This is a genomic window from Pseudomonas sp. W3I7 (assembly GCF_030816095.1).
Taxonomy (GTDB): domain Bacteria; phylum Pseudomonadota; class Gammaproteobacteria; order Pseudomonadales; family Pseudomonadaceae; genus Aquipseudomonas; species Aquipseudomonas salomonii.
The window spans coordinates 2,043,833-2,065,102 of sequence record NZ_JAUSXP010000001.1; the positions used below are offsets into that span (position 1 = coordinate 2,043,833).

Here is a 21,270-nt window from a genome sequence, read left to right on the forward strand (position 1 = left end):
CAGGCTGACGCCTTGGAATACTGCGGGCTTTGCGGCCCGGGCGCTGATCACGCGATCAACGGCGTGTAGCCTAATGAAGCGGTTCATGATGTGATGCTTGAAAATGAATTGTATTTAAAAGTGACTGGGGCTCCACCATCCATGGGCAATCACAAGATCGGCATCCGGCGCAGCAACGTCGAGAAAATCCTGTTGGCGGCGGAGAAAGTCTTCGCCGAGAAGGGCTATGGCAGCACCGCCATGGCCGACATTGCCGAAGAAGTGCAACTGCCGCGCTCCAACCTGCATTACTACTTCAGCACCAAAAGCGAATTGTACAGCGCCGTGCTGTTCGACCTGCTGGACCTGTGGAAGCAGGATGCGTTGAGCTTTGAAACCTTCGACGACCCACGGGTGGTGCTCAGCAGTTATATCCGCGCCAAGATGCAGCGCTCGCGCACGCGGCCCTATGGTTCGAAAGTCTGGGCGAATGAAATCATCCACGGCGCGCCGACGCTCGGTGAGGCACTGGATGAAAGCCTGTACGACTGGGCCAAGATGAAGGAGGCGAAAATTCGTCAGTGGGTGGAGGACAAACGCATCCTGCCGGTGGAGCCGTCAAGCCTGCTGTATATGATTTGGGCCTCGACCCAGCACTATGCGGATTTTGATCATCAGGTGAAGATCTTGAATGATCACCAGCCGTTGTCGGACAGGCAGTTCGAGAAGGCGATTCAGACGGTGACCAGTGTGATTTTGCGGGGGATTGGCTTGGAGCCGTAGAAGTCTTATCGGGCTTTGTGGCGAGGGAGCTTGCTCCCGTTGGGCTGCGCAGCAGCCCCAATACAGTCAACCGAGATTATTCAGATACAGCTCAGTTGCTGATTTGGGAGTGCTTCGCACTCCAGCGGGAGCAAGCTCCCTCGCCACAAAAGGTAACTTACACAGCCTCGCGGTAAGGATTGCGCGGATCCTGCGTCCAGTTCAAAAACGGCTTGCCCGTTTCTATTGGCACCATCTCGATGCAATCGGCCACCGGGCAGGTGATCTGGCACAAATTGCAGCCGACGCACTCATCATCGATCACCTCATATTTATGTGTGCCGTCCGCCTGTTTCAAGCTGGCAATCGCCTGGTGCGACGTATCCTCACAGGCAATATGGCAACGCCCACAGCCGATACAAGCCTGCTGATCGATCTTGGCAATCACCTGATAGTTGATGTCCAGGTACTTCCAATCCGTGGTATTGCTCACCGCTCGCCCGGAAAATTCCTGCAGGCTGGTGTAGCCCTGGCTGTCCATCCAGCGTGACAGCCCGTCCTTCATCTCTTCCACAATCCGAAACCCATGCAGCATCGCCGCCGTGCACACCTGCACCGCGCCGCAGCCCAGGGCGACAAATTCCGCCGCATCACGCCAATTGCCGATGCCGCCGATGCCGCAAATCGGCAACCCTTGGGTCTGCGGGTCGCGGGCGATTTCGGCGACCATGTTCAACGCAATGGGCTTGACCGCCGAGCCGCAATAACCGCCATGGGTGCTTTGCGTGCCGACCACCGGCAGGGCGACCATGCGTTCCAGGTCCACACTGGTGATGGAGTTGATGGTGTTGATCAGCGACACCGCATCCGCGCCGCCGCGATACGCCGCACGTGCCGCCACGCGAATGTCGGTGATATTCGGCGTGAGCTTGACGATCACCGGCAGCGAGCAGTACGTCTTGCACCAGCGCGTCACCTGTTCCACGTACTCCGGCACCTGGCCGACCGCTGCGCCCATGCCGCGCTCGGGCATGCCGTGGGGGCAGCCGAAGTTCAGCTCGATACCATCGCAGCCGGTGGCCTCCACCAACGGCAGGATGTTTTTCCAGGATTCTTCAACACACGGCACCATCAGCGACACGATCAGTGCGCGGTCGGGCCAATCCTTTTTCACCTGGGTGATTTCCTTGAGATTAATCTCCAGGGAACGGTCGGTGATTAGCTCGATATTGTTGATGCCCAATACCTCACGGTTGGCGCCATAGTGCGCCGAGTAACGGGAGGAGACGTTGACCGCCGCCGGGTCTTCCCCGAGGGTTTTCCACACTACGCCGCCCCAGCCGGCTTCGAAGGCGCGGACCACGTTGTAGGCTTTGTCGGTGGGCGGCGCGGAGGCCAGCCAGAACGGGTTGGGGGCTTTGATACCGGCGAATACAATCGAGAGATCGGCCATTACGCAGCCTCCACGTTCAGCATGAGTTGGGCGTGCATGGCCTCGGCGGCCAGCTTGCCGTGTTGCACCGCCTGCACGGTGAGGTCCTGGCCGAGGCTGACGCAATCGCCGCCGGCATAGATGCCCGGGATGCTGGTTTGCAGCTGCTCGTCGACGAAGATGCGCTCGCCCACGCGGTGCAGTTGCTGGGCCAACGGATCGTGCAGCGCCTCGTTGTCAAAACCCTGGCCGATGGCTTTGAAGATCGCGTCGCAGGCCAGTTCAAAGGTCTCGCCAGTGGGGTGCAGGCGACCGTTTTCCATGCGCGTGCGCAAAAAGCGCATGCCGCGCACACGGCCTTGGTCATCCAGCAACACTTCATCCGGTTGAGCCCAGGTCAGCAGCCGCACCTGATTGGCCTTGGCGATCTCTTGTTCATGGTGAGTGGCGCCCATATCGGCCAGGCCACGGCGGTACACCAGGTTGACATCGCGGGCGCCCAGGCGGGCCATTTGCACGGCCATGTCGATGGCGGTATTGCCGGCACCGAGCACGATGCAGCGGTCGGCCAAGGGCAGTTGACTGAGGTCATCGGCCTGGCGCAGTTCGCGGATGTAGTCGGTGGCGGCGAGCAGGCCGGGCGCGTCTTCATGGGGCAAGCCCAGCTGTTTGCTGGCGGCGAGGCCCAGGCCCAAAAATACCGAGTCGAATTGCTGGTGCAGTTCGCTCAACGTCAGGTTGCCACCCAGGCGCTGGCCATGGCGGATCTCGATGCCGCCGATCTGCAGGAGGAAATCCAGCTCCTTCTGGGCAAAATCATCCACCAGCTTGTACTTGGCGATCCCGTATTCATTCAGGCCGCCGGCTTTTTCCCGTGCTTCGAAAATCACCACGTCATGGCCATGCAGGGCGGCGCGGTGGGCGCAGGCCAAGCCTGCAGGCCCGGCACCGACCACGGCGATGCGTTTACCCGTGGGGGCCGCGCGCTGGAACGGGTGTTCGCTGAAGTGCGCGTTGTCGATGGCGTAGCGCTGCAACAGGCCGATCAGCACCGGCGCACATTCTTCGGCGTTGTTACGCACGCAGGCTTGCTGGCACAGAATCTCGGTGGGGCACACGCGGGCGCAGCTGCCGCCGAGGATATTGGCCGAGAGGATTTTCTGCGCGGCGCCTTGCACGTTCTCGGTGTGGATATTGCGGATGAACGACGGGATATCGATTTCGCTGGGGCACGCATTCACGCACGGCGCGTCGTAGCAATACAGGCAGCGCGAGGCTTCCAGTTGGGCCTGGCGGGCGTTGAGAGGCGGCGCCAGGTCGGTGAAGTGGCTGGCGAGTGTCGGCCCATCTTCATGGGGATGGGGGAGGTGGGTCAGGGTCTGGATCACGGTTTTGGCCTCACGGTTGTTGAGGTACTGCCTCTTATGGGCATTGGGTTTTGTGTCGCCTGTGTTGGCCTCTTCGCGAGCAAGCCCGCTCCCACATTCGACTGCGTTTATTCAGTTGAAATGGGATCGAATGTGGGAGCGGGCTTGCTCGCGAAGGCGGCTTTAGCGGTTAACAGCTACTGGTTTGGAATGTGCAGCCCGCTTGCTCAACTGCTCAAACACCGCCGGATACGCCGGCCGTTCCACATACCGCCCGGCACCGCGCTCGGCGCGTAAATCACCATCGGCCCACACCAGCTTGCCCTGGCTGATGGTGTGGCTCGGCACGCCGCGCACGGTCTTGCCTTCGAAGATGTTGAAGTCGACTTTCTGATGGTGGGTCTTGGCCGAGATCGTGCGCGTACCCTCGGGATCCCACAGCACCAGGTCTGCGTCGGCACCCACGCGGATCGCGCCTTTGCGCGGGTAGAGATTGAAGATCTTCGCGGTGTTGGTCGACGTCAGCGCAACAAATTCCTGCATCGACAAACGCCCGGTGTTCACGCCTTCGTGCCACAGCAGCGCCATGCGGTCTTCGATACCGGCGGTGCCGTTGGGGATCTTGCTGAAGTCGTCGCGGCCGGCGGCTTTTTGCTCGGCGCAGAAGCAGCAGTGGTCGGTGGCGGTGGTGTGCAGGTTGCCGGACTGCAAGCCGTGCCAGAGTGCTTCCTGATGCCCACGCGGACGGAACGGCGGGCTCATCACGTAACCGGCGGCGGTTTGCCAGTCGGGGTGCTGGTACACGCTGTCGTCGAGCAGCAGGTGCCCGGCCAGCACTTCGCCGTAGACCGGCTGGCCTTTGCCACGGGCGTAGGTGATTTCATCCAGTGCTTCCTTTGTTGACACATGCACCAGATACAACGGCGTGCCGATGGTCTCGGCGATGCGAATGGCGCGGCTGGCTGCCTCACCTTCCACCTGGGACGGACGCGACAGCGGATGCGCTTCCGGCCCGGTAATGCCCTGGGCCATCAGCTTGCGTTGCAGGTGATACACCAGCTCGCCGTTTTCTGCGTGCACCGTCGGCACCGCGCCCAGTTCCAGGCAGCGTTCGAAGCTGGCGACCAGGGTGTCATCCGTCGCCATGATCGCGTTTTTGTAGGCCATGAAATGCTTGAAGCTGTTGATGCCATGGTGGCTGACCAGCTCGGCCATCTCCTCGCGCACCTGCTCGCTCCACCACGTAATCGCCACGTGAAAACCGTAATCCGAGGCGGATTTTTCCGCCCAGCCGCGCCACTGATGAAAGGCCTCCATCAGCGATTGCTGCGGGTTGGGAATCACAAAGTCGATGATCGAGGTGGTGCCACCTGCCAGACCCGCCGCCGTGCCACTGAAAAAGTCTTCACTGGCCACGGTGCCCATGAAGGGCAGTTGCATGTGCGTATGCGGGTCGATGCCGCCGGGCATCAAGTATTGGCCACTGCCATCGAGTGTTTCAGTGCCGGCGGGAACGTCCAGATTCGTGCCAATAGCGCGAATTAGACCGTCTGCGCATAACACATCGGCGCGGTAACTTTCATCATGGGTAATAACGGTGGCGCCACGGATCAACAGCGACATGTCGAGTTCCTCACAGGCTTGACCGGCTTGTGCCAGTTCTAAGTGTTGTAATGCTGCTTGCCGATGCAAGGTTTAATCCTGTCATCGGTGACAGGAATAGAAACTAGCCCGAGTTTTTCGAATGAGCAAGAAGATTTTTCCTAAGCTTATATCGATTTTATCTTTATGATTTTAAAGGGAAAAAACGAAATATCACCAAAATGTAGCGCCCGTTCACCATTTTGACGCACTTGACAGGTTCTTAAATTGAGCAACATTTCTTATTGCAAATCAGACGCTTGAGACATGCCACTTGACGGCATGGGTAAATAAAAATAATTGTGTTGCACCAGATTGAGTCCTGATAGTTCGGGCAACTTTCGCGTTATTTAGCCTGAGTAAGGCGACACGTACCGTAGGCACAATCTGAAAGCTGATTAACATCAGTGAGTTATATAAGCGGTGTGGGTTAAGGTGCGGTTGTCGGCACGGATTTTGAGTGCAGTGGCGGCTGGCCGAGCCCTTGATGTCATGTTGTTTACGAGGTACTCCGGCCATCCGGCGCCAGGCGCTGGATGAGCAACAATAATTTTAAAAAAACCGTGGAGCGGCCATGCAACAGAACAGATCGCAAGTCATTGAGCGCAACGGCCTGTATGAACTCGACGCCGGCCCCGACGTCCTCGACAGCCCGCGCTACAACCACGACATGGCACCGACCAAGGTGCACGAACGCACCTGGAACAAGTGGCACATCACTGCGCTGTGGGTCGGTATGTCGATCTGCGTGCCGACCTACACCCTGGGCGGCGTGCTCACCGCCTATTTCGGGCTGTCGGTGGGCGAGGCGCTGATGGCAATTTTGCTGGCCAACATTGTGGTGCTGATCCCGCTGACCCTTAACGCCTTCCCGGGTACCAAGTACGGCATTCCGTTTCCGGTGCTGTTGCGCTCGTCCTTCGGCATCCTGGGTTCCAACGTGCCGTGCCTGATTCGGGCGCTGGTGGCCTGTGGCTGGTTTGGCATCCAGACGATGTTCGGCGGGCTGGCGATTCACCTGTTCCTGGGTTCGATTTTCGAAGGTTGGAAGTCCCTCGGCGGCACCGGTGAAGTGATCGGCTTCATGATTTTCTGGACCTTGAACCTGTGGGTGGTGCTGCGCGGCGCCGAGTCGATCAAGCGCCTGGAAACCTTGTCGGCGCCTTTGCTGGTGGCGGTGGGGATTGGCTTGCTGGTGTGGGCGATGCCGAATGTTTCCCTCAGCGAATTGATGGCAATTCCACCCAAGCGCCCCGAAGGCGCGAGCCTCACCGGTTACTTCATGGCCGGGCTCACTGCCATGGTCGGCTTCTGGGCCACCTTGTCGCTGAATATTCCCGACTTCAGCCGCTACGCCAAAAGCCAGAAGGACCAGATTCTCGGGCAGATTTTCGGCCTGCCGCTGACCATGTTCCTGTTCGCTGCCCTTGGCGTGATCATGACGGCCGCCTCGGTGAAACTGGTGGGTGTCAGCGTTTCCGACCCGGTCAGCTTGATCGGGCATATCCAGAGCCCGGTGTGGGTCGCCATCGCCATGGCGCTGATCATCATCGCCACCTTGTCCACCAACACCGCGGCGAACATCGTCTCGCCCACCAACGACTTCCAGAACATCGCGCCCAAGCTGATCAACCGCACCACGGCGGTGATCCTCACCGGCCTGGTCGGGCTGGCATTGATGGCCCACGAACTGCTGAAAAAGCTGGGGTTGATTGTCTCGGATGTGAGCCTGGAAACCGTGTATTCCAACTGGTTGCTGGGCTACTCCAGCCTGCTCGGCCCGATTGCCGGGATCATGGTGGTGGACTATTTCATCACGCGCAAACAGCAGCTGGACCTGGCCGGTTTGTACCGCGATGACGTGTACCCGGCGTGGAATTGGAGCGGCTTTGTGGCCTTTGGCGTGCCGGTGGTGTTGACCTTGTTGTCGCTGGGCAGTGATGCGTTCAGCTGGTTTTACAGCTACGGCTGGTTCACCGGCTCGGCGTTGGGTGGGTTGTTGTATTACGGCCTGAATGCCAAGCGCCGTATCAGCCCGGTCGCCGCCAAATCACCTGTGTAAATGCGGTCACTGTGGGAGCTGGCTTGCCTGCGATTGCATCACCTCGGTTCGGCGGGAATACCGAGTCGCCTGTATCGCAGGCAAGCCAGCTCCCACACAAGCTCGGTTCACATTGGATCGAGTTAAACCATAAGAACCACAGCCTGAGGAGATCCCCATGAACGCTGCCCTGGACGTTCTGCAATCGACCCATCAGCACATCAACCGCGACCGCCTGTGGCGTTCGCTGATGGACCTGGCCAAACTCGGTGCCACGCCCAAGGGCGGTGTCTGCCGCCTGGCCCTCACCGACCTCGACCGCAAGGCCCGCGACCTGTTTGTGCAGTGGTGTGAAGACGCGGGTTGCACCGTGACTATCGACGGCATCGGCAATATTTTCGCCCGGCGCCCTGGCCGCAACCCCAAGCTGCCACCGGTGATGACCGGCAGCCATATCGACACCCAGCCCACCGGCGGCAAGTTCGACGGCTGCTTCGGCGTGCTGGCGGGCGTGGAAGTGCTGCGCACCCTCAACGACCTCAAGATCGAAACCGAAGCGCCGCTGGAAGTGGTGGTGTGGACCAACGAAGAAGGCTCGCGCTTCCCGCCGTGCATGATGGGCTCGGGTGTGTTTGCCGAGAAGTTCACCCTGGCCGATACCCTGGCCAAGGTCGATGTGGATGGCGTCAGCGTGGGCGATGCGTTGAATGCGATTGGCTACGCGGGCACGCGGCCGGTCAGTGGTCACAAGGTGGGCGCATATTTCGAAGCACATATCGAACAAGGCCCGATTCTTGAGGACGAGAAGAAAACCATCGGCGTCGTGCTGGGAGCATTGGGGCAGAAGTGGTTTGACCTGAAACTGCGTGGCGTTGAAGCGCATGCGGGGCCGACGCCGATGCACCTGCGCAAGGATGCCTTGGTGGGCGCGGCCGCTGTGGTGGCGGCGGTGAACGCCGCGGCGTTGGGGCATCAGCCGCATGCGTGCGGCACTGTCGGTTGCCTGCAAGCCTACCCAGGCTCACGCAATGTGATCCCCGGTGAAGTGCGCATGACCTTGGACTTCCGTCACCTGGAACCGGCGCGGCTGGATTCGATGATTGCCCAGGTGCGCAAGGTGATCGACGAGACTTGTGCCAAGCACGGGCTGACGTTTGAGCTGGAACCCACTGCTGACTTCCCGCCGTTGTACTTCGACAAAGGTTGCGTGGACGCGGTGCGTGATGCGGCGAATGGGTTGGGCTTGTCGAACATGGATATTGTCAGCGGGGCAGGGCACGACGCGATCTTTGTCGCTGAACTGGGCCCGGCCGGGATGATCTTCGTGCCGTGTGAAGGCGGCATCAGCCACAACGAAATCGAGAATGCCGCGCCGGATGATCTGGCGGCGGGGTGTGCGGTGTTGTTGCGGGCGATGGTAGCGGCGTCGGCGGCGATTGCCAGTGGGAAGCTCGCTGCCTGATAGGCCGCTATCGCAGCGATGCGGCGACCCGACAAGCCAGCTCCCACATTTTGATCTGTGAATACATTCCAAATGTGGGAGCTGGCTTGCCTGCGAAGAGGCCCTGACAGGCGACGCCGTTACTGCACACTTGCCTCGCCGCTTCCCTCCACGACCCGATCAACCAGCAACTGCACACCCTCCACCATCCGACAAATCCCCAGCACCACGCTGCGCTGCGGACCTTCAACTTCAAAAGCCAGGTTCGCCGCGATGGCAGTGATGGATTCCAGATCCTGAGAGGCATTGACCAGCAGGGTTTCGGTGTCGAGGTTGGGGCGGAGGGTGAAGAGCAGGTTTGAGTCTGCAGTTGCGTGGTCTTTGTTCATCGCGAAGCCCTTTTAGTAAACGAGCGGCCACGGAATGTGGGCGCATAGGTTCTAGGAGGAATTCGGCTTCTCACGACCGGTCGCTGAGTTGGCAGCGACCCGTGAAGATTAGTCAGGGCAGTTCCGAGCAACAACCCTAAAAACCTGTAGGAAAAAGCCCGTTTTGAGGGGCTGGTGCAGGGTGTGTCCTAATCTATCGTACGAAGTTTCTTTTACATCTTGCGGCGCTCAAAACTCTCCGTTTCCAGTGCTAGGTTTCGCCTCGAAAAAACCTAATGCAAAGGAAGCATGCAATGGCCAACCCTAAGCCGCCGCCTGGCGTATCAGTTAACGAAAATATGTTCATCGCCGCACATAAGAAGGAGGTGCTCAAAGCAGGTTCAGCGTTCATGTACTCTTGGTTTTATACTCAGGTTCGTAATCGCGGGCCTTGGGACTACAAGCAAATCTCCAAAGAGTATGAAGCGTTTGGAAACTTCCATTATGGTGCTGTAGGCATTGCTGCCGGATTCAGTGAAGAAGTGCTTTTGCGTGCAGCGGGGCTTGCTCAAACCAGAGCCGGTACAGATAGACCCGAGTTTGGTCGTTGGTGGGGCGATGCGCCCTTCGGTGATGACCCAGTCGACCAGCATTGGATCAAGGAAGGAATCAGGTATGCCAGGTTCAGGTTCTACTAGGACGTCACTCTATTCGATGGTTACCACGACGCTGCTGGCGCTGTGCTTGCTGTATATCGCTGCTGACGGGTTATTTTCGCCAGGGCGTCCGCAATTGACAGAAGTCGTACTCCAGGTTGCGCTGAACGGCGAAGCATCCATCTATGCGGTCAAGGATGACCGTGGTGGTGCAACGGTTCCGTTCAACTACCGATACTATGTTTATCGAACCCTGGGCGCCGACGCAGAAGTATTGTCTGAATTGGAAAACGCCAATCCGTTTCTGGTTACGCGCGATGCCGCCGCAAAGGTTGATGTTCAAGGCAGGGCGGTTGCCGTTTCGGTGGCGGGCGAAGTGTCTGATTATCACAGCAGCACCTTGTACCGACATGCCAACGGCAGTGATTACACACAGGTGAACATTTTTCTGAATAGCCGGCCAGAGGGATGAAATTGATCGTTCCCACGCTCTGGACGCTCTAAGCGTGGGAGCTGGCTTGCCTGCGATGGCAGTGTATCGGCCAACCCATCAGGCGCCTGGTTCACCGCCATCGCAGGCAAGCCAGCTCCCACTTTCAATCCCGGCTGTGCTGACGAGCGCTGTCAGGCGCCGGGTTGCCAGCCGCCGCCGAGCGCCGTGACTAACCCCACACTCGCCTGCAACTGCCGCGTCTGCACCGCCTGCAAGGTCCTTTGTGCCTGCAACGCCGCCGTCTGCGCGGTGACCACATCCAGATAACTCACAGCCCCGGCCTGATAGCTGTTCATCGCCAACGACTGCGTATGCTGCGCCGCGTCCGCCGCCGCTTGCTCATCCTGGGCCTCTTGCTGCAAGTCCCGCAATTGCGCGAGGTTATCTTCCACCTCACGCACCGCTTTGAGCACATGGCTGCGGTACTGCGCCGACGCTTCTTCAAACTCGGCCTTGGCCTGCCGTTCATTGGCGCTCAGCCGCCCACCATCAAAGATCGGCAGATTCACCAACGGCCCCAGCGCCCAGTAGCGGTTACCGGCAGACAGCAGGTTGCCAACCCCTTGAGTCTGCCCGCCGATCAACCCGGTGAGACTGAAATCCGGATACCACGCCGCCTTGGCCACGCCAATATTGGCATTGGCCGCGAACACTCGCCGTTCCGCCGCCGCGATATCCGGGCGACGTTGCAGCAGGTGGCTCGGCAGCTGCGATGGAATGCCCGGCAAGGCAATCAATTGCTGGCTCGGCGGCAGCGTGAAGTTACTGGCTGCCACGCCCACCAGCTCACCAATGGCGTGCTCGGTAAGGTCGCGTTGCCCGCGTACTTCATCCAGCTGAGCCTTGGCTTCGGCCAGCTGGTTTTGCGCACGAGTGAGGTCCAGCTCCGAAGCAATCTGGCCTTCGTATCGGCTGCGGGTCAGTTGCAGCGCCTGGCTGAAATCCTCCAGCGAGCTATTGAGGATCCGACTCTGCGCATCCAGGCCGTTGAGCTGCACGTACAAGGTCGCCAGCTGATGCTGCAGGCTCAGGCGCGCCACCGCCAGGTCATCCCCGGACGCTTGCGCCTGGGCATCACCGGCCGCGACCTGGTTGCGGATCTTGCCCCACAGGTCCAGGTCGTAGCTCAGCGAAAACGCAGCGGTATTGCTGTTGTACACCGACGGCTGCGTATCGCCGCGCAGCGGCCGCGACTCCGATTGCCGCTGGCGCAATGGCTGCGCGCTGGCGGTGATTTGCGGGAACAACCCGGCATGCAATTGGCTGGCATACGCCTGGGACGCATCAAAGTGCGCCAGCGCCGCCGCCAGGTCCGGGTTGGCCTTGAGCAATTGCTGTTGCAGGGCATTGAGGTGCGGGTCGTTGTAGAGCTTCCACCATTGGGGTGCCAGTTGGTCGGACGGTTGCGCGCTGTGCCACGGGCCATCGCTGGTCTGTTCGCGGTAGCCGGCCGGCAGGTCAACCGCGGGCACCTTGTAGGTGGGCGCCATCGAGCAACCCTGCAAGGCCAGCAGCACCAGCGCCGCGAGAGGGTTAAACCTTATGCGCATGCGCACCTCCGGCTTGGGCAAGCGCTACCGGGTCGCCTTCGCGCAGGGCGTCGGGCGGGTTGTCAACCACGCGGTCGGCGGGTTTGAGGCCTTGGTCGATCACCAGGCGTTCGCCCAGGTCCAGGCCGATGTGAATGTCTTGCAGGTGCACGTGGTTCTGCGCGTCCAGCACCGCCACCTGGGTGCCTTGGGCGCGGAAGATCAAGGCGCTGGCCGGGATGCTCACGCCGTGGGTGTCGGCCGGGATTGGCAGGGTGGCTTCGGCGTAGTCACCGGGCAGCAGTTCGCCGTTGGGGTTGTCGGCGACGAATTGTGCGAGCAGGGTGCCGGAACGGCGGTCGATGGCGGTTGAGTCGCCGATCAGGCGCGCCTTGAAGTGTTCGCCAGGGTGCTCGGGCACGGTCAACTCGGCCTCAAGCCCAGGGTGGATCACCGACGCGTAGTTCTGCGGCACCGGCACGTACAGGCGCAGTTGGTGAGTGTCGGCGATGTTGAACAGTTCCGGGTCGCTGTCGGTGTCGGCCTTGATCAACTGGCCGATATCGGTGTTGCGCGCGGTGATGGTACCGGCGAACGGCGCGCGGATGGTTTTGTAGCTTTCCAGTGCCGACAGCCGCGCATAGTCGGCAGCAGCGGCCTCGGCGTTGGCTTTGGCCGCGGCGGCGTTGGAGGTTTTTTCATCCGCCTCCTGACGCGACACCGAGTGGCTGGCGAGCAGGTTCTGCCAGCGTGTGGCGGTGGTTGCGGCCAGGCGTGCATTGGCCTGTTCCTGCAGCAGGCGGGCGTGGGTTTGCGCCAGCTGCTGGTCGAGGTCGGGGCTGTCGATTTCGGCGAGGATTTGCCCGGCTTTTACCTGGCTGCCGATGTCGACTTTCCAGTCTTTCAAGTAGCCGCTCACCCGCGCATGAATCGGCGCCTTGCTCCAGGCGTCGAGGTGCGCGGGCAGGCGCAGGGTATCGCCGGCGGCGTTGAGCTTGGGCTGGAACACCATCACCTGGGGGATGGCGGCGGTTTCGGTCCAGGCCGTCACCGCTTCTTCGTGGGTGGTGCGGGCGTGCAGGCCGTTGGCGACCAATAGGGCGGCCAATGTCAGGCCGCCGACACCCAGGAGCATCAGACGCTTGCGCGAGGGTTTGTGATCAGACGACATGTGGGGTTTCTCCAGCAACTTCGCGAGTAGGGTGACGACCGTGGACCAGGCTGAAGACCACGGGTACAAACAACAACGTGGCGATGGTGGCGAAGATCAAGCCACCGATGACGGCGCGGCCGAGTGGGGCGTTCTGCTCTTCGGAAATCGCCAGCGGCAACATGCCGATGATCATCGCCAGGGCGGTCATGCACACCGGGCGGAAGCGCGTGTAACCGGCTTCCATGGCGGCCTTCAACGCATCGCCATGTTCGGCCAGGCGTTCACGGCAGAAGCTCACCACCAGGATCGAGTTGGCGGTGGCCACGCCCATACAGAGGATGGCGCCGGTAAGTGCCGGCACCGACAACGAGGTACCGCTGAGGAACAGCATCCACACAATTCCCGCCAGTGCGGCCGGCAGTGCAGTGATGATCACAAACGGGTCAGCCCAGGACTGGAAGTTGACCACGATCAGCAGGTAGATCAGCACCACGGCGCCGAGCAGGCCGAAGCTCAAACCGCTGAAGGCTTCATGCAGCGCGTCGATCTGCCCGTGCAGGCTGATCACCGCGCCTTTGGGACGCATGGCGGCGGTGTCATCCAGCACTTTTTGCACGTCACGGGCCACGCCGCCGAGGTCGCGGCCTTGCACGTTGGCGTACAGGTCCAGGGTCGGTTCGATGTTGTAGTGGGTCACCACCGCCGGGCTTTGCACGCGCGAGATGCTCGCCACGCCGCCGAGGATTTGCGATTGCCCATCGGCACCGGTCACCGGCAAGGCTTCCAGTGACGGCAAGCTGTCGAGGCGGTATTGCGGGGTGGCGGCGACGATGGAGTAGGACACGCCGTTGGCCGGGTTAAGCCAGAAAGTCGGCGCCACCTGGGAGCTGCCGGCCAGCGAGGCGACCATGCTGTTGGTGACGTCACGCTCGGTGATGCCCAGGCCATTGGCGCGCATACGGTCGACGTTGACTTGCAACGACGGGTAGCCGGTGGACTGCTGGATGCGCAGGTCGGCAATGCCCGGAATATGTTGCAGGCGGCGCTCCAGTTCGATGGCGTAGGCGCGGTTTTCTGCATCGCTGCGCCCGGAGATTTTCACGTCCAGCGGCGCCGGGGCACCGAAGTTGAGAATCTGGCTGCTGATGTCGGCAGGCAGGAACGCAAAGTGGCTGCCGGGGAAGCTTTGCGGCAAGGCTTCACGCAGTTTTTTCACGTAGTCGGCGGTCGGCGCGTGGTCTTTTTTCAAGCTGACCTGGATATCCCCATCCTGCGGGCCGATGGTGCCGCTGCTGCTGTAGGCCATGTCGATACCGCTGAGCGGGATGCCAATGTTGTCGACGATGGTGTCGAGTTCTTCGGCGGGGATCACTTCACGAATCCGCGCTTCAATGCGGTCGAACGCCGCCGCGCTTTCTTCAATGCGCGTGCCCAATGGCAGGCGCACATGCAGGGCCAGCGCACCGGCGTCGGTGGCCGGGAAGAAGTCCTGGCCCAGGCTCGGCAACAGCAGGAACGAGGCCAGCACGCAGGCCAGGAACCCGACGATAAAGCGCTTGCGTGCGCCCAGTGCCAGGGTCAGCAGGCCGTGGTAGGTGTCGCGGATATTCGAGAAGTGCCGCTCGAAACCCTGCTGGAAATTCAGCACCGATTGCAGCACGCGATTGCGCGGCTTCTTGTGCTGTTCACCTTCGTGATGGTTGATGAACTCATCTTCCGGGTGATGCCCAGGCCCTTGCTCCGGCACGTGCGGCTTGAGCAAAAACATCGCCAGGGTCGGCACCAGGGTGCGCGAGAGAATGAACGAACTGGCCATGGCGAAAATCACCGCCAGCGCCATCGGCCGGAACAGGTAACCGGCGATGCCCTGCAGCAGGAACATCGGCACAAACACGATGCAGATACACAGCAGCGACACAAACGCCGGGCCGACGATCTGCGCAGCGCCGTCGAGGATCGCGGTCTTCACCGCCTTGCCTTGTTCCAGGTGCCAATTGATGTTTTCGATGGTCACCGTGGCATCGTCCACCAAAATCCCCACCGCCAACGCGAGCCCGCCGAGGGTCATCACGTTGAGGGTTTGCCCGGTGGCCGCCAGCAAGGCAATGGCCGACAACACCGCCAGCGGAATCGAGGCGGCGATGATCAAGGTGGAGCGCCAGCTGCCGAGGAACAGCAGGATCATCGCACTGGTCAGCAATGCGGCAATGATGCCTTCCTGGGCCACGCTGCCCACCGATTGTTTAACGAACACCGAGGCGTCGCCCAGCAGTGAGGTCTTCAGCGACGGCGGCAGGGTTTCGTTGATGCGCGGCAGCATCTGGCGGATGCCGTCGATGATCGACAGGGTAGAGATGCTGCCGTTTTTCAACGCCGGCATCAGCACCGCACGGTGGCCGTCGACGCGCACGATGTTGGTCTGCGGCGGCGAGCCGTCACGCACGTGGGCCACCTGGCCGATGGTGATGATTGCGCCGTCGACCGTCTTGATCGGCAGGTCGTTGAGCTCATCAATCGCCTTGGGGCTGTTGTTGAGCAGGATCGTGTATTCGTTGGGGCCGAGTTTGGCGGTACCCACTGGGATGATCTGGTTTTGCAGTGCCAGGGCATTGCCCACGTCCTGTGCCGACAAGCCTTTGGCGGCCAGCGCCTGTGGGTCGAGGTCGAGGGTGATCTGGCGTTGCTTGCCGCCCATTGGCGTGGGCATGGCCAGGCCGGGCAGGGCGCTCAGGGGCAGGCGGATATTGTTCTGCACCAGATCGCGGATCTTGGCTTCCGAGAGGCTGGGGCTGGAAAACGCCAGTTGCAGGATCGGCACCGTGGAGGCGCTGTAGTTGAGGATCAGCGGCGGCGTGATGCCCGGTGGCATCTGCTTGAGCACGGTTTGTGACACGGCCGTCACTTGGGCGTTGGCGGTGCGGATGTCCACGCCGGGCTGGAAGAAGATCTTGACGATGCCCATGCCGGGCAGCGATTGCGATTCGATGTGTTCGATGTCGTTAACGGTGGTGCTCAAGGAGCGTTCGTAGGTGTAGATCACCCGACCGGCCATGGCGTCCGGCGACAGGCCGTTGTACTGCCAGACCACAGCGACGACGGGGATGCCGATATCGGGAAAAACATCCGTGGGGGTTCGCAGGGCCGCCATCGGCCCGATGATGCAGATAAATATGGCCAACACAATAAACGTGTAGGGCTTTTGCAGTGCGGTCTTTACCAGCCCGAGCATGCGTGAACCTCCGAGGGAGCAGGATTGCAAACCCCGGCAGTCTTGCCCGACCCACCTAACACGCACCTTTCAGCCAGGTGAAGGAACATTTAGTTAACGGCTGAAGATCGTTTCATATGTATTCATTTGTTCTACATAAGGCCGCTCTCCAAGCTTGTAATCCATCGGCGGCGATACAGTTGAATCGCTTCCAACCTTTTAACTGAAGCCCTTTGGAGCCCTGCCATGTCACTCAAGCCTTTGTTGTTGATCCCCGCACTGGGTGTTGTTTTGTTGTTATCGGCCTGCGCCGGCCCCCTCCCTAAAGCCGACCCGAGCGAAGCGTGGATCGGCCTGAAGGAAGAAGCGCCAAATGACCTGATGGCCGAGCGCGTCGACGGCCACCGCGTGGACGACGGCCGCTATTTTGAAGTGACCCCGGGGGACCATCGTTTGGATGTGACACTGTTTGAAGAAGAGCCGGGCGACGACAACCAGCAAGACTGCCAGGGCCGGGTCGAGTACAAGAATTTCAAGGCGGGTGAGCACTACACGCTGGTGGAATCCAGCCTGGGCACTACCGTGCGTGCCGTGCTCAAGGACGGTCGCGGCAAGGAAGTGGCCGCGACTCAAGACTTCGATTGCATGCCTGGCTAGGCGTGATGCACCTCGGCCTTGTGCGGCTTGGCCGGTGCAGCAGGTGTGACATGGGGGTGGTGATGCCGACGCGTGACGCGCATCACGCCCCACAACATGGCGGCGGCTACTGCCAGCCAACCACAGACCAACATGAAAATCGTTGTTGCAAGGCTCATTCCGGCCTCCTTTCGCCCCGCTGGGGGCACACACAGTCTTCTCAATGGACAGTCTAGTCAGCTGACGGTTGCGTGCTATTGACCAATGGTCGAATCGGTCCAACTTGTTGGCTATATCAGCGCGCTGTCACTGCTCCCTGAATGCGATTGGGCTATGATCTGGACCCTTACCGGCCGTTGATCAAGAGAGTAAAAAATTGCGCTTACGCTCGAACGTTAAAACCTCCTTGTTGCTGGCGTGCGCCCTCGGGCTGGCGGCGTGTTCCGGGCACCCGTCGAAACTGGCGGGGTTGCCGGAGCGCGTTGAACTCACGGGCGTGCCGGCGTATCGCAGCGAGGCCTATCAGAGCGGCCCTTCAGCATTAGCCAGCATGCTGTCGCAACAAGGCATTGTCATGACACCCGGTTTACTCGACAAACCGCTGCACTTGCCGGGCGGCGAGGCGAACCTTGAGCGCAACATGCAGGTGCTGGCGCGTGAATACGGGCTGATGGTGTACCCGCTGGACAGCCAATTGACGGCCGTGCTGGCGCAAGTGGCGGCGGGTTACCCGGTGATGGCGCGAATTAATCCGAGCATGTGGTCGGGTACGCGTTACGTGGTTGTGGTGGGGTTCAACCAGCAGAAGAGCACGGTGTTGCTGCGTTCGGGCATGGACCGGCGGTTGTTGATGAGCTTCAGTGATTTTGAATCGGCGTGGAAGAGCGCAGGGCACTGGGCGATTTTGACCCAGCGCCCGAGCCAGTTGCCGGCGAATGTGGATGTGCAGCGCTGGCGTGATTCTGCCAATGCCACGGCGCAGGCCGGGCAGGAACAGGCGGCCGCGCAGGCGCTCAAGGTGTTGGCGGAGAGAAAGTAAAAAACACTGAGGGCTAAGGCCTGTGGGAGCTGGCTTGCCTGCGATGCAGGCAACTCGGTTTATCTGTTACACCGCGTTGATGCTATCGCAGGCAAGCCAGCTCCCACACAAGCAAGCTCCCACATTATTATTTAGCGGCGTACTTCAGCGGCGTTCGGGCGACTCTTCAGGTTCTTGTCAGCCTTATAGCGCAAGGCCACGTCCGGCACCGAGCCGCTGCGGCCGGTTTCGACCCAGTTGCGGATACGCGTGGCGTCGGCAAAATGGGTGAACTTGCCGAACGCATCAAGGATCACCAGCGAGACTGGGCGGTTGCCCATGCTGGTCACCAGCACCAGGCAATGGCCGGCCTGGTTGGTGAAGCCGGTCTTGGTCAGCTTGATATCCCAGTTGGCGCGGTTGATCAGGTGGTCGGTGTTGGAGAAACCCAAGGTGTAGTTGGGCTTGCGGAACGCCACGGTCTTTTCCTTGGTGGTGCTCAGTTGGCTCAGCATCGGGTATTTACGCGCAGCGGCCAGCAACTTGCTCAGGTCGCGGGCGGTGGACACGTTGTGAATCGACAGGCCGGTAGGTTCCACGTAGTGCGTGCTGGTCATGCCCAGCGCCTTGGCCTTGGCGTTCATCGCTGCAATAAACGCCGGGTAGCCGCCTGGGTAGTGGTGGGCCAGGCTGGCGGCGGCGCGGTTTTCAGAGGACATCAGGGCGATCAGCAGCATTTCCTTGCGCGGCATTTCGCTGCCGATTTTCACCCGGGAGAACACGCCTTTCATCTCCGGCGTGTCCTTGATGTTGATGTCGATGTACTCATCCATGTTCTGTTTGGCTTCGAGCACGATCAGGCCGGTCATCAGCTTGCTGACGGAGGCAATCGGCACCACCACGTCGGGGTTGCTGGCGTAGATGACTTTATTGGTCTGCAGGTCGACCAGGATGGCGCTGCCGGAAGCGATCTGCAGTTTGGAGGTATCACGCGGGGCGATAGTGGTTTCGCTGGCGTGCGCGAAGGTGCCTGTAAATGCAAACAATAGGCTGACAAGAGAGAGACGAATTTTCACGCGGGTGAACTCGCTAAAAAAGTAAGGAAAATGCCGTTCGCAAACGGTTTTTTGATAAATGCCGTTACATTTTAGGAGTATGGACGAAGAACTGTCGAATGTTCTTCTAGAACCAGACGAAAGTACTTAAAAACTAAGAAAAAAAGGGTTTTTAGCCGCGCAATAAAAAGCCCTGCGATAAGGCAGGGCTTTTTCAGTACCACTGGTTATTAGTCGTGCAGGGTTTCTGCCGCGTACAGGGTATTTTCCAGCAGGCACGCACGGGTCATCGGGCCGACACCGCCGGGTACCGGGGTGATCCAGCCGGCGCGGGGCAGGGCGGTTTCGTACACCACGTCGCCGACCAGCTTGCCGTCATCCTGACGGTTGATGCCTACGTCGATGACAATGGCGCCTTCCTTGATCCACTCGCCCTTGACCAGGCCCGGCTTGCCGGCGGCAACCACCACCAGGTCGGCGCGGCCAACGTGGCCGGCGAGGTCCTTGGTGAAACGGTGGGTAACAGTCACGGTGCAGCCGGCCAGCAGCAGTTCCATGGCCATCGGGCGACCGACGATGTTGGAGGCACCGACCACTACCGCATCGAGGCCGTACAGATCGACGCCGGTGCTTTCCAGCAAAGTCATGATGCCCTTCGGGGTGCACGGGCGCAGCAGCGGAATACGCTGGGCCAGGCGGCCGACGTTATACGGGTGGAAGCCGTCGACGTCTTTGTCCGGGCGGATGCGCTCCAGCAGTTTGGAGGCGTCCAGGTGCTCGGGCAGCGGCAATTGCAGCAGGATGCCGTCGATGGCCGGGTCGTCGTTGAGGCCGTCGATCAGGTCGGTAAGCGCCTGCTGGGTGGTCTCGGAAGGCAAGTCGTAGGCCTTGGAAATGAAGCCGACCTCTTCACAGTCTTTACGCTTGTGCGAGACATAAACCTGAGAGGCAGGATCGCTGCCGACCAGGATCACCGCGAGGCCAGGCGTGCGCAGGCCTTGCAGGCGGCGCTCGGTGACTCGTTTGGCGATCTGCTGGCGCAGGCTGGCGGCGATTGATTTGCCGTCGATAAGTTGTGCAGTCATTACGCGTGATTAACCATCGAGAGGGGGAAGAAAAGTGCGCGCATTCTCGCACGCCATGACGTGAGGGCAAAGGCGCTTGGTCTGCAAATTGCCCTAACCCCTTAAATAAAATCAGTTTTTTTCAAAAAAGATTTGACGGGTATCAAGGCCGTCTATACTATTCGTCGCACTTGTCGGGCACAGCCTAGCACTGGTTAAGAAGGTCGAGCAGATAGAGCTGTTCTGCAAGGCTGGAAGCACTTAGTTTGTAATCTTCAACGAGTACAGATTAATAAGGCGCCCGTAGCTCAGCTGGATAGAGCATCCGCCTTCTAAGCGGATGGTCGCAGGTTCGAGTCCTGCCGGGTGCGCCATTAGGCAGCTTTGGCACAAGTAGCGCTAGATGGTGGGCGTAGCTCAGTTGGTAGAGCACGGGATTGTGACTCCCGTTGTCGAGGGTTCGATCCCCTTCGTCCACCCCATATTTAAAAGGCGCCAGATTAATCGTCTGGCGCCTTTGCTTTAAGAGCTTCAAGCGCGGATGTGGTGGAATTGGTAGACACACTGGATTTAGGTTCCAGCGCCGCGAGGCGTAAGAGTTCGAGTCTCTTCATCCGCACCAATTAAGCGTCATCCAGCCATCAGGCAGGGTGAGGCCAGACAAGGAAGGTGTTCGAGTTCCTTGTTGATGCAATATGGTGGGCGTAGCTCAGTTGGTAGAGCACGGGATTGTGACTCCCGTTGTCGAGGGTTCGATCCCCTTCGTCCACCCCATATTCTAAAAAGCGCCAGATCAATGATCTGGCGCTTTTTTTTGCCTCCAAAAATACCCGGCCGCGTATGTGTTGATAAGGCACATTGGCTGTAGGGCTCGAGCTTGAGGAGGTTGCCGAGTGGCGGGGTGTCAGTCTGTGCAACGCGCGGGCGCTGCTGCATCGGGCGCGCAGCCGGGTTTTTGCCGCCATCGATCGGTGCCAGGCCTGCGGCATTGATTGACGTCAAGAAAAAACAAGCATTCTCAATGCCTTGGCGTTAGAATCGTTGCCGGTTTTGAGCGTGTAGAACTGATCCACAGCTATATAAGGGTCAGTACAGCTATTTAATAGCGAATAACGGCGCAGTACCTGAAAAAGGGCTGTGCCGTTTTTGTTTGAGTGTTTTGAGTTTCCGGGGTAGGGCGTTTCATCGTATTTGTGTTTCTCGATGCTGCCGCCACACCCTTCGACCTTGCTTGCAGGGTCGCTCGTCGGGGTGTGCATCCGGCTCTTCTATATATAGAAGGGCTGGCCTAGAGCCCTGGCGTGATGCGCTGTATTTGCTAACGGGATGAGGTGCATGCGTGCACTTGAACCTATAAATGGCCTGCTGTTTTTCCACCCGTTTTCAGTAGGGTGACTTCTTGAGTTTGACCCACTAGAATGCATGCC

General features: G+C 60.0%; 18 protein-coding genes and 4 tRNA genes. 11 read left to right on the forward strand and 11 right to left on the reverse strand.

The window, feature by feature from the left end:
• Positions 1-141: 141 nt before the first annotated feature.
• Complete coding sequence (locus QF043_RS09640) at positions 142-762, forward strand: TetR/AcrR family transcriptional regulator (RefSeq protein ID WP_065931121.1); 621 nt, start codon at positions 142-144, stop codon at positions 760-762.
• Positions 763-919: 157 nt separating this feature from the next.
• On the opposite strand, the gene preA is transcribed toward QF043_RS09640, so the two are convergent.
• From preA to hydA, 3 genes are all read right to left on the reverse strand, one after another.
• On the reverse strand, positions 920-2,194 hold the full coding sequence (gene preA / locus QF043_RS09645) for an NAD-dependent dihydropyrimidine dehydrogenase subunit PreA (RefSeq protein WP_307418317.1): 1,275 nt from the start codon (positions 2,192-2,194) through the stop codon (positions 920-922).
• The gene (locus tag QF043_RS09650; RefSeq protein WP_307418319.1) at positions 2,194-3,561 is read right to left on the reverse strand and encodes an NAD(P)-dependent oxidoreductase; all 1,368 of its coding nucleotides are present in this window, start codon (positions 3,559-3,561) and stop codon (positions 2,194-2,196) included. The genes preA and QF043_RS09650 overlap by 1 nt, the downstream gene beginning before the upstream one ends.
• Before the next feature lie 162 nt (positions 3,562-3,723).
• On the reverse strand, positions 3,724-5,163 hold the full coding sequence (hydA, locus tag QF043_RS09655; protein ID WP_307418321.1) for a dihydropyrimidinase: 1,440 nt from the start codon (positions 5,161-5,163) through the stop codon (positions 3,724-3,726).
• A 592-nt stretch (positions 5,164-5,755) separates the two neighbouring features.
• On the opposite strand from hydA, the gene QF043_RS09660 reads away from it, so the two are divergent.
• Together QF043_RS09660 and QF043_RS09665 are read left to right on the forward strand one after the other, a co-directional pair.
• Positions 5,756-7,243, forward strand: coding sequence for an NCS1 family nucleobase:cation symporter-1 (locus tag QF043_RS09660; RefSeq protein WP_307418322.1), 1,488 nt, complete (start codon positions 5,756-5,758; stop codon positions 7,241-7,243).
• A 157-nt stretch (positions 7,244-7,400) separates the two neighbouring features.
• Complete coding sequence (locus tag QF043_RS09665) at positions 7,401-8,684, forward strand: Zn-dependent hydrolase (protein ID WP_307418323.1); 1,284 nt, start codon at positions 7,401-7,403, stop codon at positions 8,682-8,684.
• A 119-nt stretch (positions 8,685-8,803) separates the two neighbouring features.
• Here QF043_RS09665 and QF043_RS09670 read toward each other — a convergent pair whose 3' ends face one another.
• Complete coding sequence (locus tag QF043_RS09670; protein ID WP_307418324.1) at positions 8,804-9,052, reverse strand: DUF6124 family protein; 249 nt, start codon at positions 9,050-9,052, stop codon at positions 8,804-8,806.
• Between the two features lie 293 nt (positions 9,053-9,345).
• On the opposite strand from QF043_RS09670, the gene QF043_RS09675 reads away from it, so the two are divergent.
• Positions 9,346-9,729, forward strand: a complete 384-nt coding sequence (locus QF043_RS09675) for a polymorphic toxin type 44 domain-containing protein (RefSeq protein ID WP_244657823.1) — start codon at positions 9,346-9,348, stop codon at positions 9,727-9,729.
• 16 nt (positions 9,730-9,745) lie between these two features.
• Positions 9,746-10,159, forward strand: a complete 414-nt coding sequence (locus QF043_RS09680) for a hypothetical protein (RefSeq protein ID WP_307418325.1) — start codon at positions 9,746-9,748, stop codon at positions 10,157-10,159.
• A gap of 152 nt (positions 10,160-10,311) precedes the next feature.
• On the opposite strand, the gene QF043_RS09685 is transcribed toward QF043_RS09680, so the two are convergent.
• Genes QF043_RS09685 through QF043_RS09695 form a run of 3 tightly spaced genes read right to left on the reverse strand, consistent with a single transcriptional unit; the run spans position 10,312 to position 16,091 of the window.
• Positions 10,312-11,730, reverse strand: a complete 1,419-nt coding sequence (locus tag QF043_RS09685) for an efflux transporter outer membrane subunit (RefSeq protein WP_307418326.1) — start codon at positions 11,728-11,730, stop codon at positions 10,312-10,314.
• Positions 11,714-12,880, reverse strand: coding sequence for an efflux RND transporter periplasmic adaptor subunit (locus QF043_RS09690; RefSeq protein ID WP_307418327.1), 1,167 nt, complete (start codon positions 12,878-12,880; stop codon positions 11,714-11,716). The genes QF043_RS09685 and QF043_RS09690 overlap by 17 nt, the downstream gene beginning before the upstream one ends.
• Complete coding sequence (locus QF043_RS09695) at positions 12,870-16,091, reverse strand: efflux RND transporter permease subunit (RefSeq protein ID WP_307418328.1); 3,222 nt, start codon at positions 16,089-16,091, stop codon at positions 12,870-12,872. The genes QF043_RS09690 and QF043_RS09695 overlap by 11 nt, the downstream gene beginning before the upstream one ends.
• 225 nt (positions 16,092-16,316) lie before the next feature.
• On the opposite strand from QF043_RS09695, the gene QF043_RS09700 reads away from it, so the two are divergent.
• Positions 16,317-16,727, forward strand: coding sequence for a hypothetical protein (locus tag QF043_RS09700; RefSeq protein WP_058420894.1), 411 nt, complete (start codon positions 16,317-16,319; stop codon positions 16,725-16,727).
• On the opposite strand, the gene QF043_RS09705 is transcribed toward QF043_RS09700, so the two are convergent.
• Positions 16,724-16,885, reverse strand: coding sequence for a hypothetical protein (locus tag QF043_RS09705; RefSeq protein WP_164488410.1), 162 nt, complete (start codon positions 16,883-16,885; stop codon positions 16,724-16,726). The two genes, QF043_RS09700 and QF043_RS09705, sit on opposite strands and share 4 nt — an antisense overlap.
• A 197-nt stretch (positions 16,886-17,082) precedes the next feature.
• On the opposite strand from QF043_RS09705, the gene QF043_RS09710 reads away from it, so the two are divergent.
• Positions 17,083-17,745 carry a peptidase C39 family protein gene (locus tag QF043_RS09710; RefSeq protein ID WP_069788300.1) on the forward strand — a complete coding sequence of 221 codons (663 nt, stop codon included), beginning with the start codon at positions 17,083-17,085 and terminating at the stop codon, positions 17,743-17,745.
• Positions 17,746-17,876: 131 nt separating this feature from the next.
• On the opposite strand, the gene pbpG is transcribed toward QF043_RS09710, so the two are convergent.
• On the reverse strand, positions 17,877-18,800 hold the full coding sequence (gene pbpG / locus QF043_RS09715) for a D-alanyl-D-alanine endopeptidase (protein ID WP_065931109.1): 924 nt from the start codon (positions 18,798-18,800) through the stop codon (positions 17,877-17,879).
• Between the two features lie 209 nt (positions 18,801-19,009).
• Positions 19,010-19,864 (reverse strand): bifunctional methylenetetrahydrofolate dehydrogenase/methenyltetrahydrofolate cyclohydrolase FolD, encoded by an 855-nt coding sequence (gene folD, locus QF043_RS09720; RefSeq protein ID WP_056861391.1) that lies wholly within the window; start codon positions 19,862-19,864, stop codon positions 19,010-19,012.
• Positions 19,865-20,140: 276 nt separating this feature from the next.
• Between folD and QF043_RS09725 the strand changes: the two genes are divergently transcribed.
• From QF043_RS09725 to QF043_RS09740, 4 genes are all read left to right on the forward strand, one after another.
• A tRNA-Arg gene (locus tag QF043_RS09725) sits at positions 20,141-20,217 on the forward strand.
• A 32-nt stretch (positions 20,218-20,249) separates the two neighbouring features.
• Positions 20,250-20,325 (forward strand) — tRNA-His (locus QF043_RS09730).
• A gap of 55 nt (positions 20,326-20,380) precedes the next feature.
• Positions 20,381-20,465, forward strand: a tRNA-Leu gene (locus tag QF043_RS09735).
• Positions 20,466-20,541: 76 nt separating this feature from the next.
• Positions 20,542-20,617, forward strand: a tRNA-His gene (locus tag QF043_RS09740).
• A 224-nt stretch (positions 20,618-20,841) separates the two neighbouring features.
• On the opposite strand, the gene QF043_RS09745 is transcribed toward QF043_RS09740, so the two are convergent.
• Positions 20,842-21,102 (reverse strand): hypothetical protein, encoded by a 261-nt coding sequence (locus QF043_RS09745; protein ID WP_307418331.1) that lies wholly within the window; start codon positions 21,100-21,102, stop codon positions 20,842-20,844.
• Positions 21,103-21,270 lie beyond the last annotated feature (168 nt).

Excerpts from the sequence above, each read along its gene's own strand:
- QF043_RS09640 (WP_065931121.1), top strand. The coding sequence starts at position 142 with ATGGGCAATCACAAGATCGGCATCCGGCGCAGCAACGTCGAGAAAATC.
- preA (WP_307418317.1), bottom strand. The coding sequence starts at position 2,194 with ATGGCCGATCTCTCGATTGTATTCGCCGGTATCAAAGCCCCCAACCCG.
- hydA (WP_307418321.1), bottom strand. The coding sequence starts at position 5,163 with ATGTCGCTGTTGATCCGTGGCGCCACCGTTATTACCCATGATGAAAGT.
- QF043_RS09660 (WP_307418322.1), top strand. The coding sequence starts at position 5,756 with ATGCAACAGAACAGATCGCAAGTCATTGAGCGCAACGGCCTGTATGAA.
- QF043_RS09665 (WP_307418323.1), top strand. The coding sequence starts at position 7,401 with ATGAACGCTGCCCTGGACGTTCTGCAATCGACCCATCAGCACATCAAC.
- QF043_RS09670 (WP_307418324.1), bottom strand. The coding sequence starts at position 9,052 with ATGAACAAAGACCACGCAACTGCAGACTCAAACCTGCTCTTCACCCTC.
- QF043_RS09675 (WP_244657823.1), top strand. The coding sequence starts at position 9,346 with ATGGCCAACCCTAAGCCGCCGCCTGGCGTATCAGTTAACGAAAATATG.
- QF043_RS09680 (WP_307418325.1), top strand. The coding sequence starts at position 9,746 with ATGGTTACCACGACGCTGCTGGCGCTGTGCTTGCTGTATATCGCTGCT.
- QF043_RS09685 (WP_307418326.1), bottom strand. The coding sequence starts at position 11,730 with ATGCGCATAAGGTTTAACCCTCTCGCGGCGCTGGTGCTGCTGGCCTTG.
- QF043_RS09690 (WP_307418327.1), bottom strand. The coding sequence starts at position 12,880 with ATGTCGTCTGATCACAAACCCTCGCGCAAGCGTCTGATGCTCCTGGGT.
- QF043_RS09695 (WP_307418328.1), bottom strand. The coding sequence starts at position 16,091 with ATGCTCGGGCTGGTAAAGACCGCACTGCAAAAGCCCTACACGTTTATT.
- QF043_RS09700 (WP_058420894.1), top strand. The coding sequence starts at position 16,317 with ATGTCACTCAAGCCTTTGTTGTTGATCCCCGCACTGGGTGTTGTTTTG.
- QF043_RS09705 (WP_164488410.1), bottom strand. The coding sequence starts at position 16,885 with ATGAGCCTTGCAACAACGATTTTCATGTTGGTCTGTGGTTGGCTGGCA.
- folD (WP_056861391.1), bottom strand. The coding sequence starts at position 19,864 with ATGACTGCACAACTTATCGACGGCAAATCAATCGCCGCCAGCCTGCGC.
- QF043_RS09745 (WP_307418331.1), bottom strand. The coding sequence starts at position 21,102 with ATGCACACCCCGACGAGCGACCCTGCAAGCAAGGTCGAAGGGTGTGGC.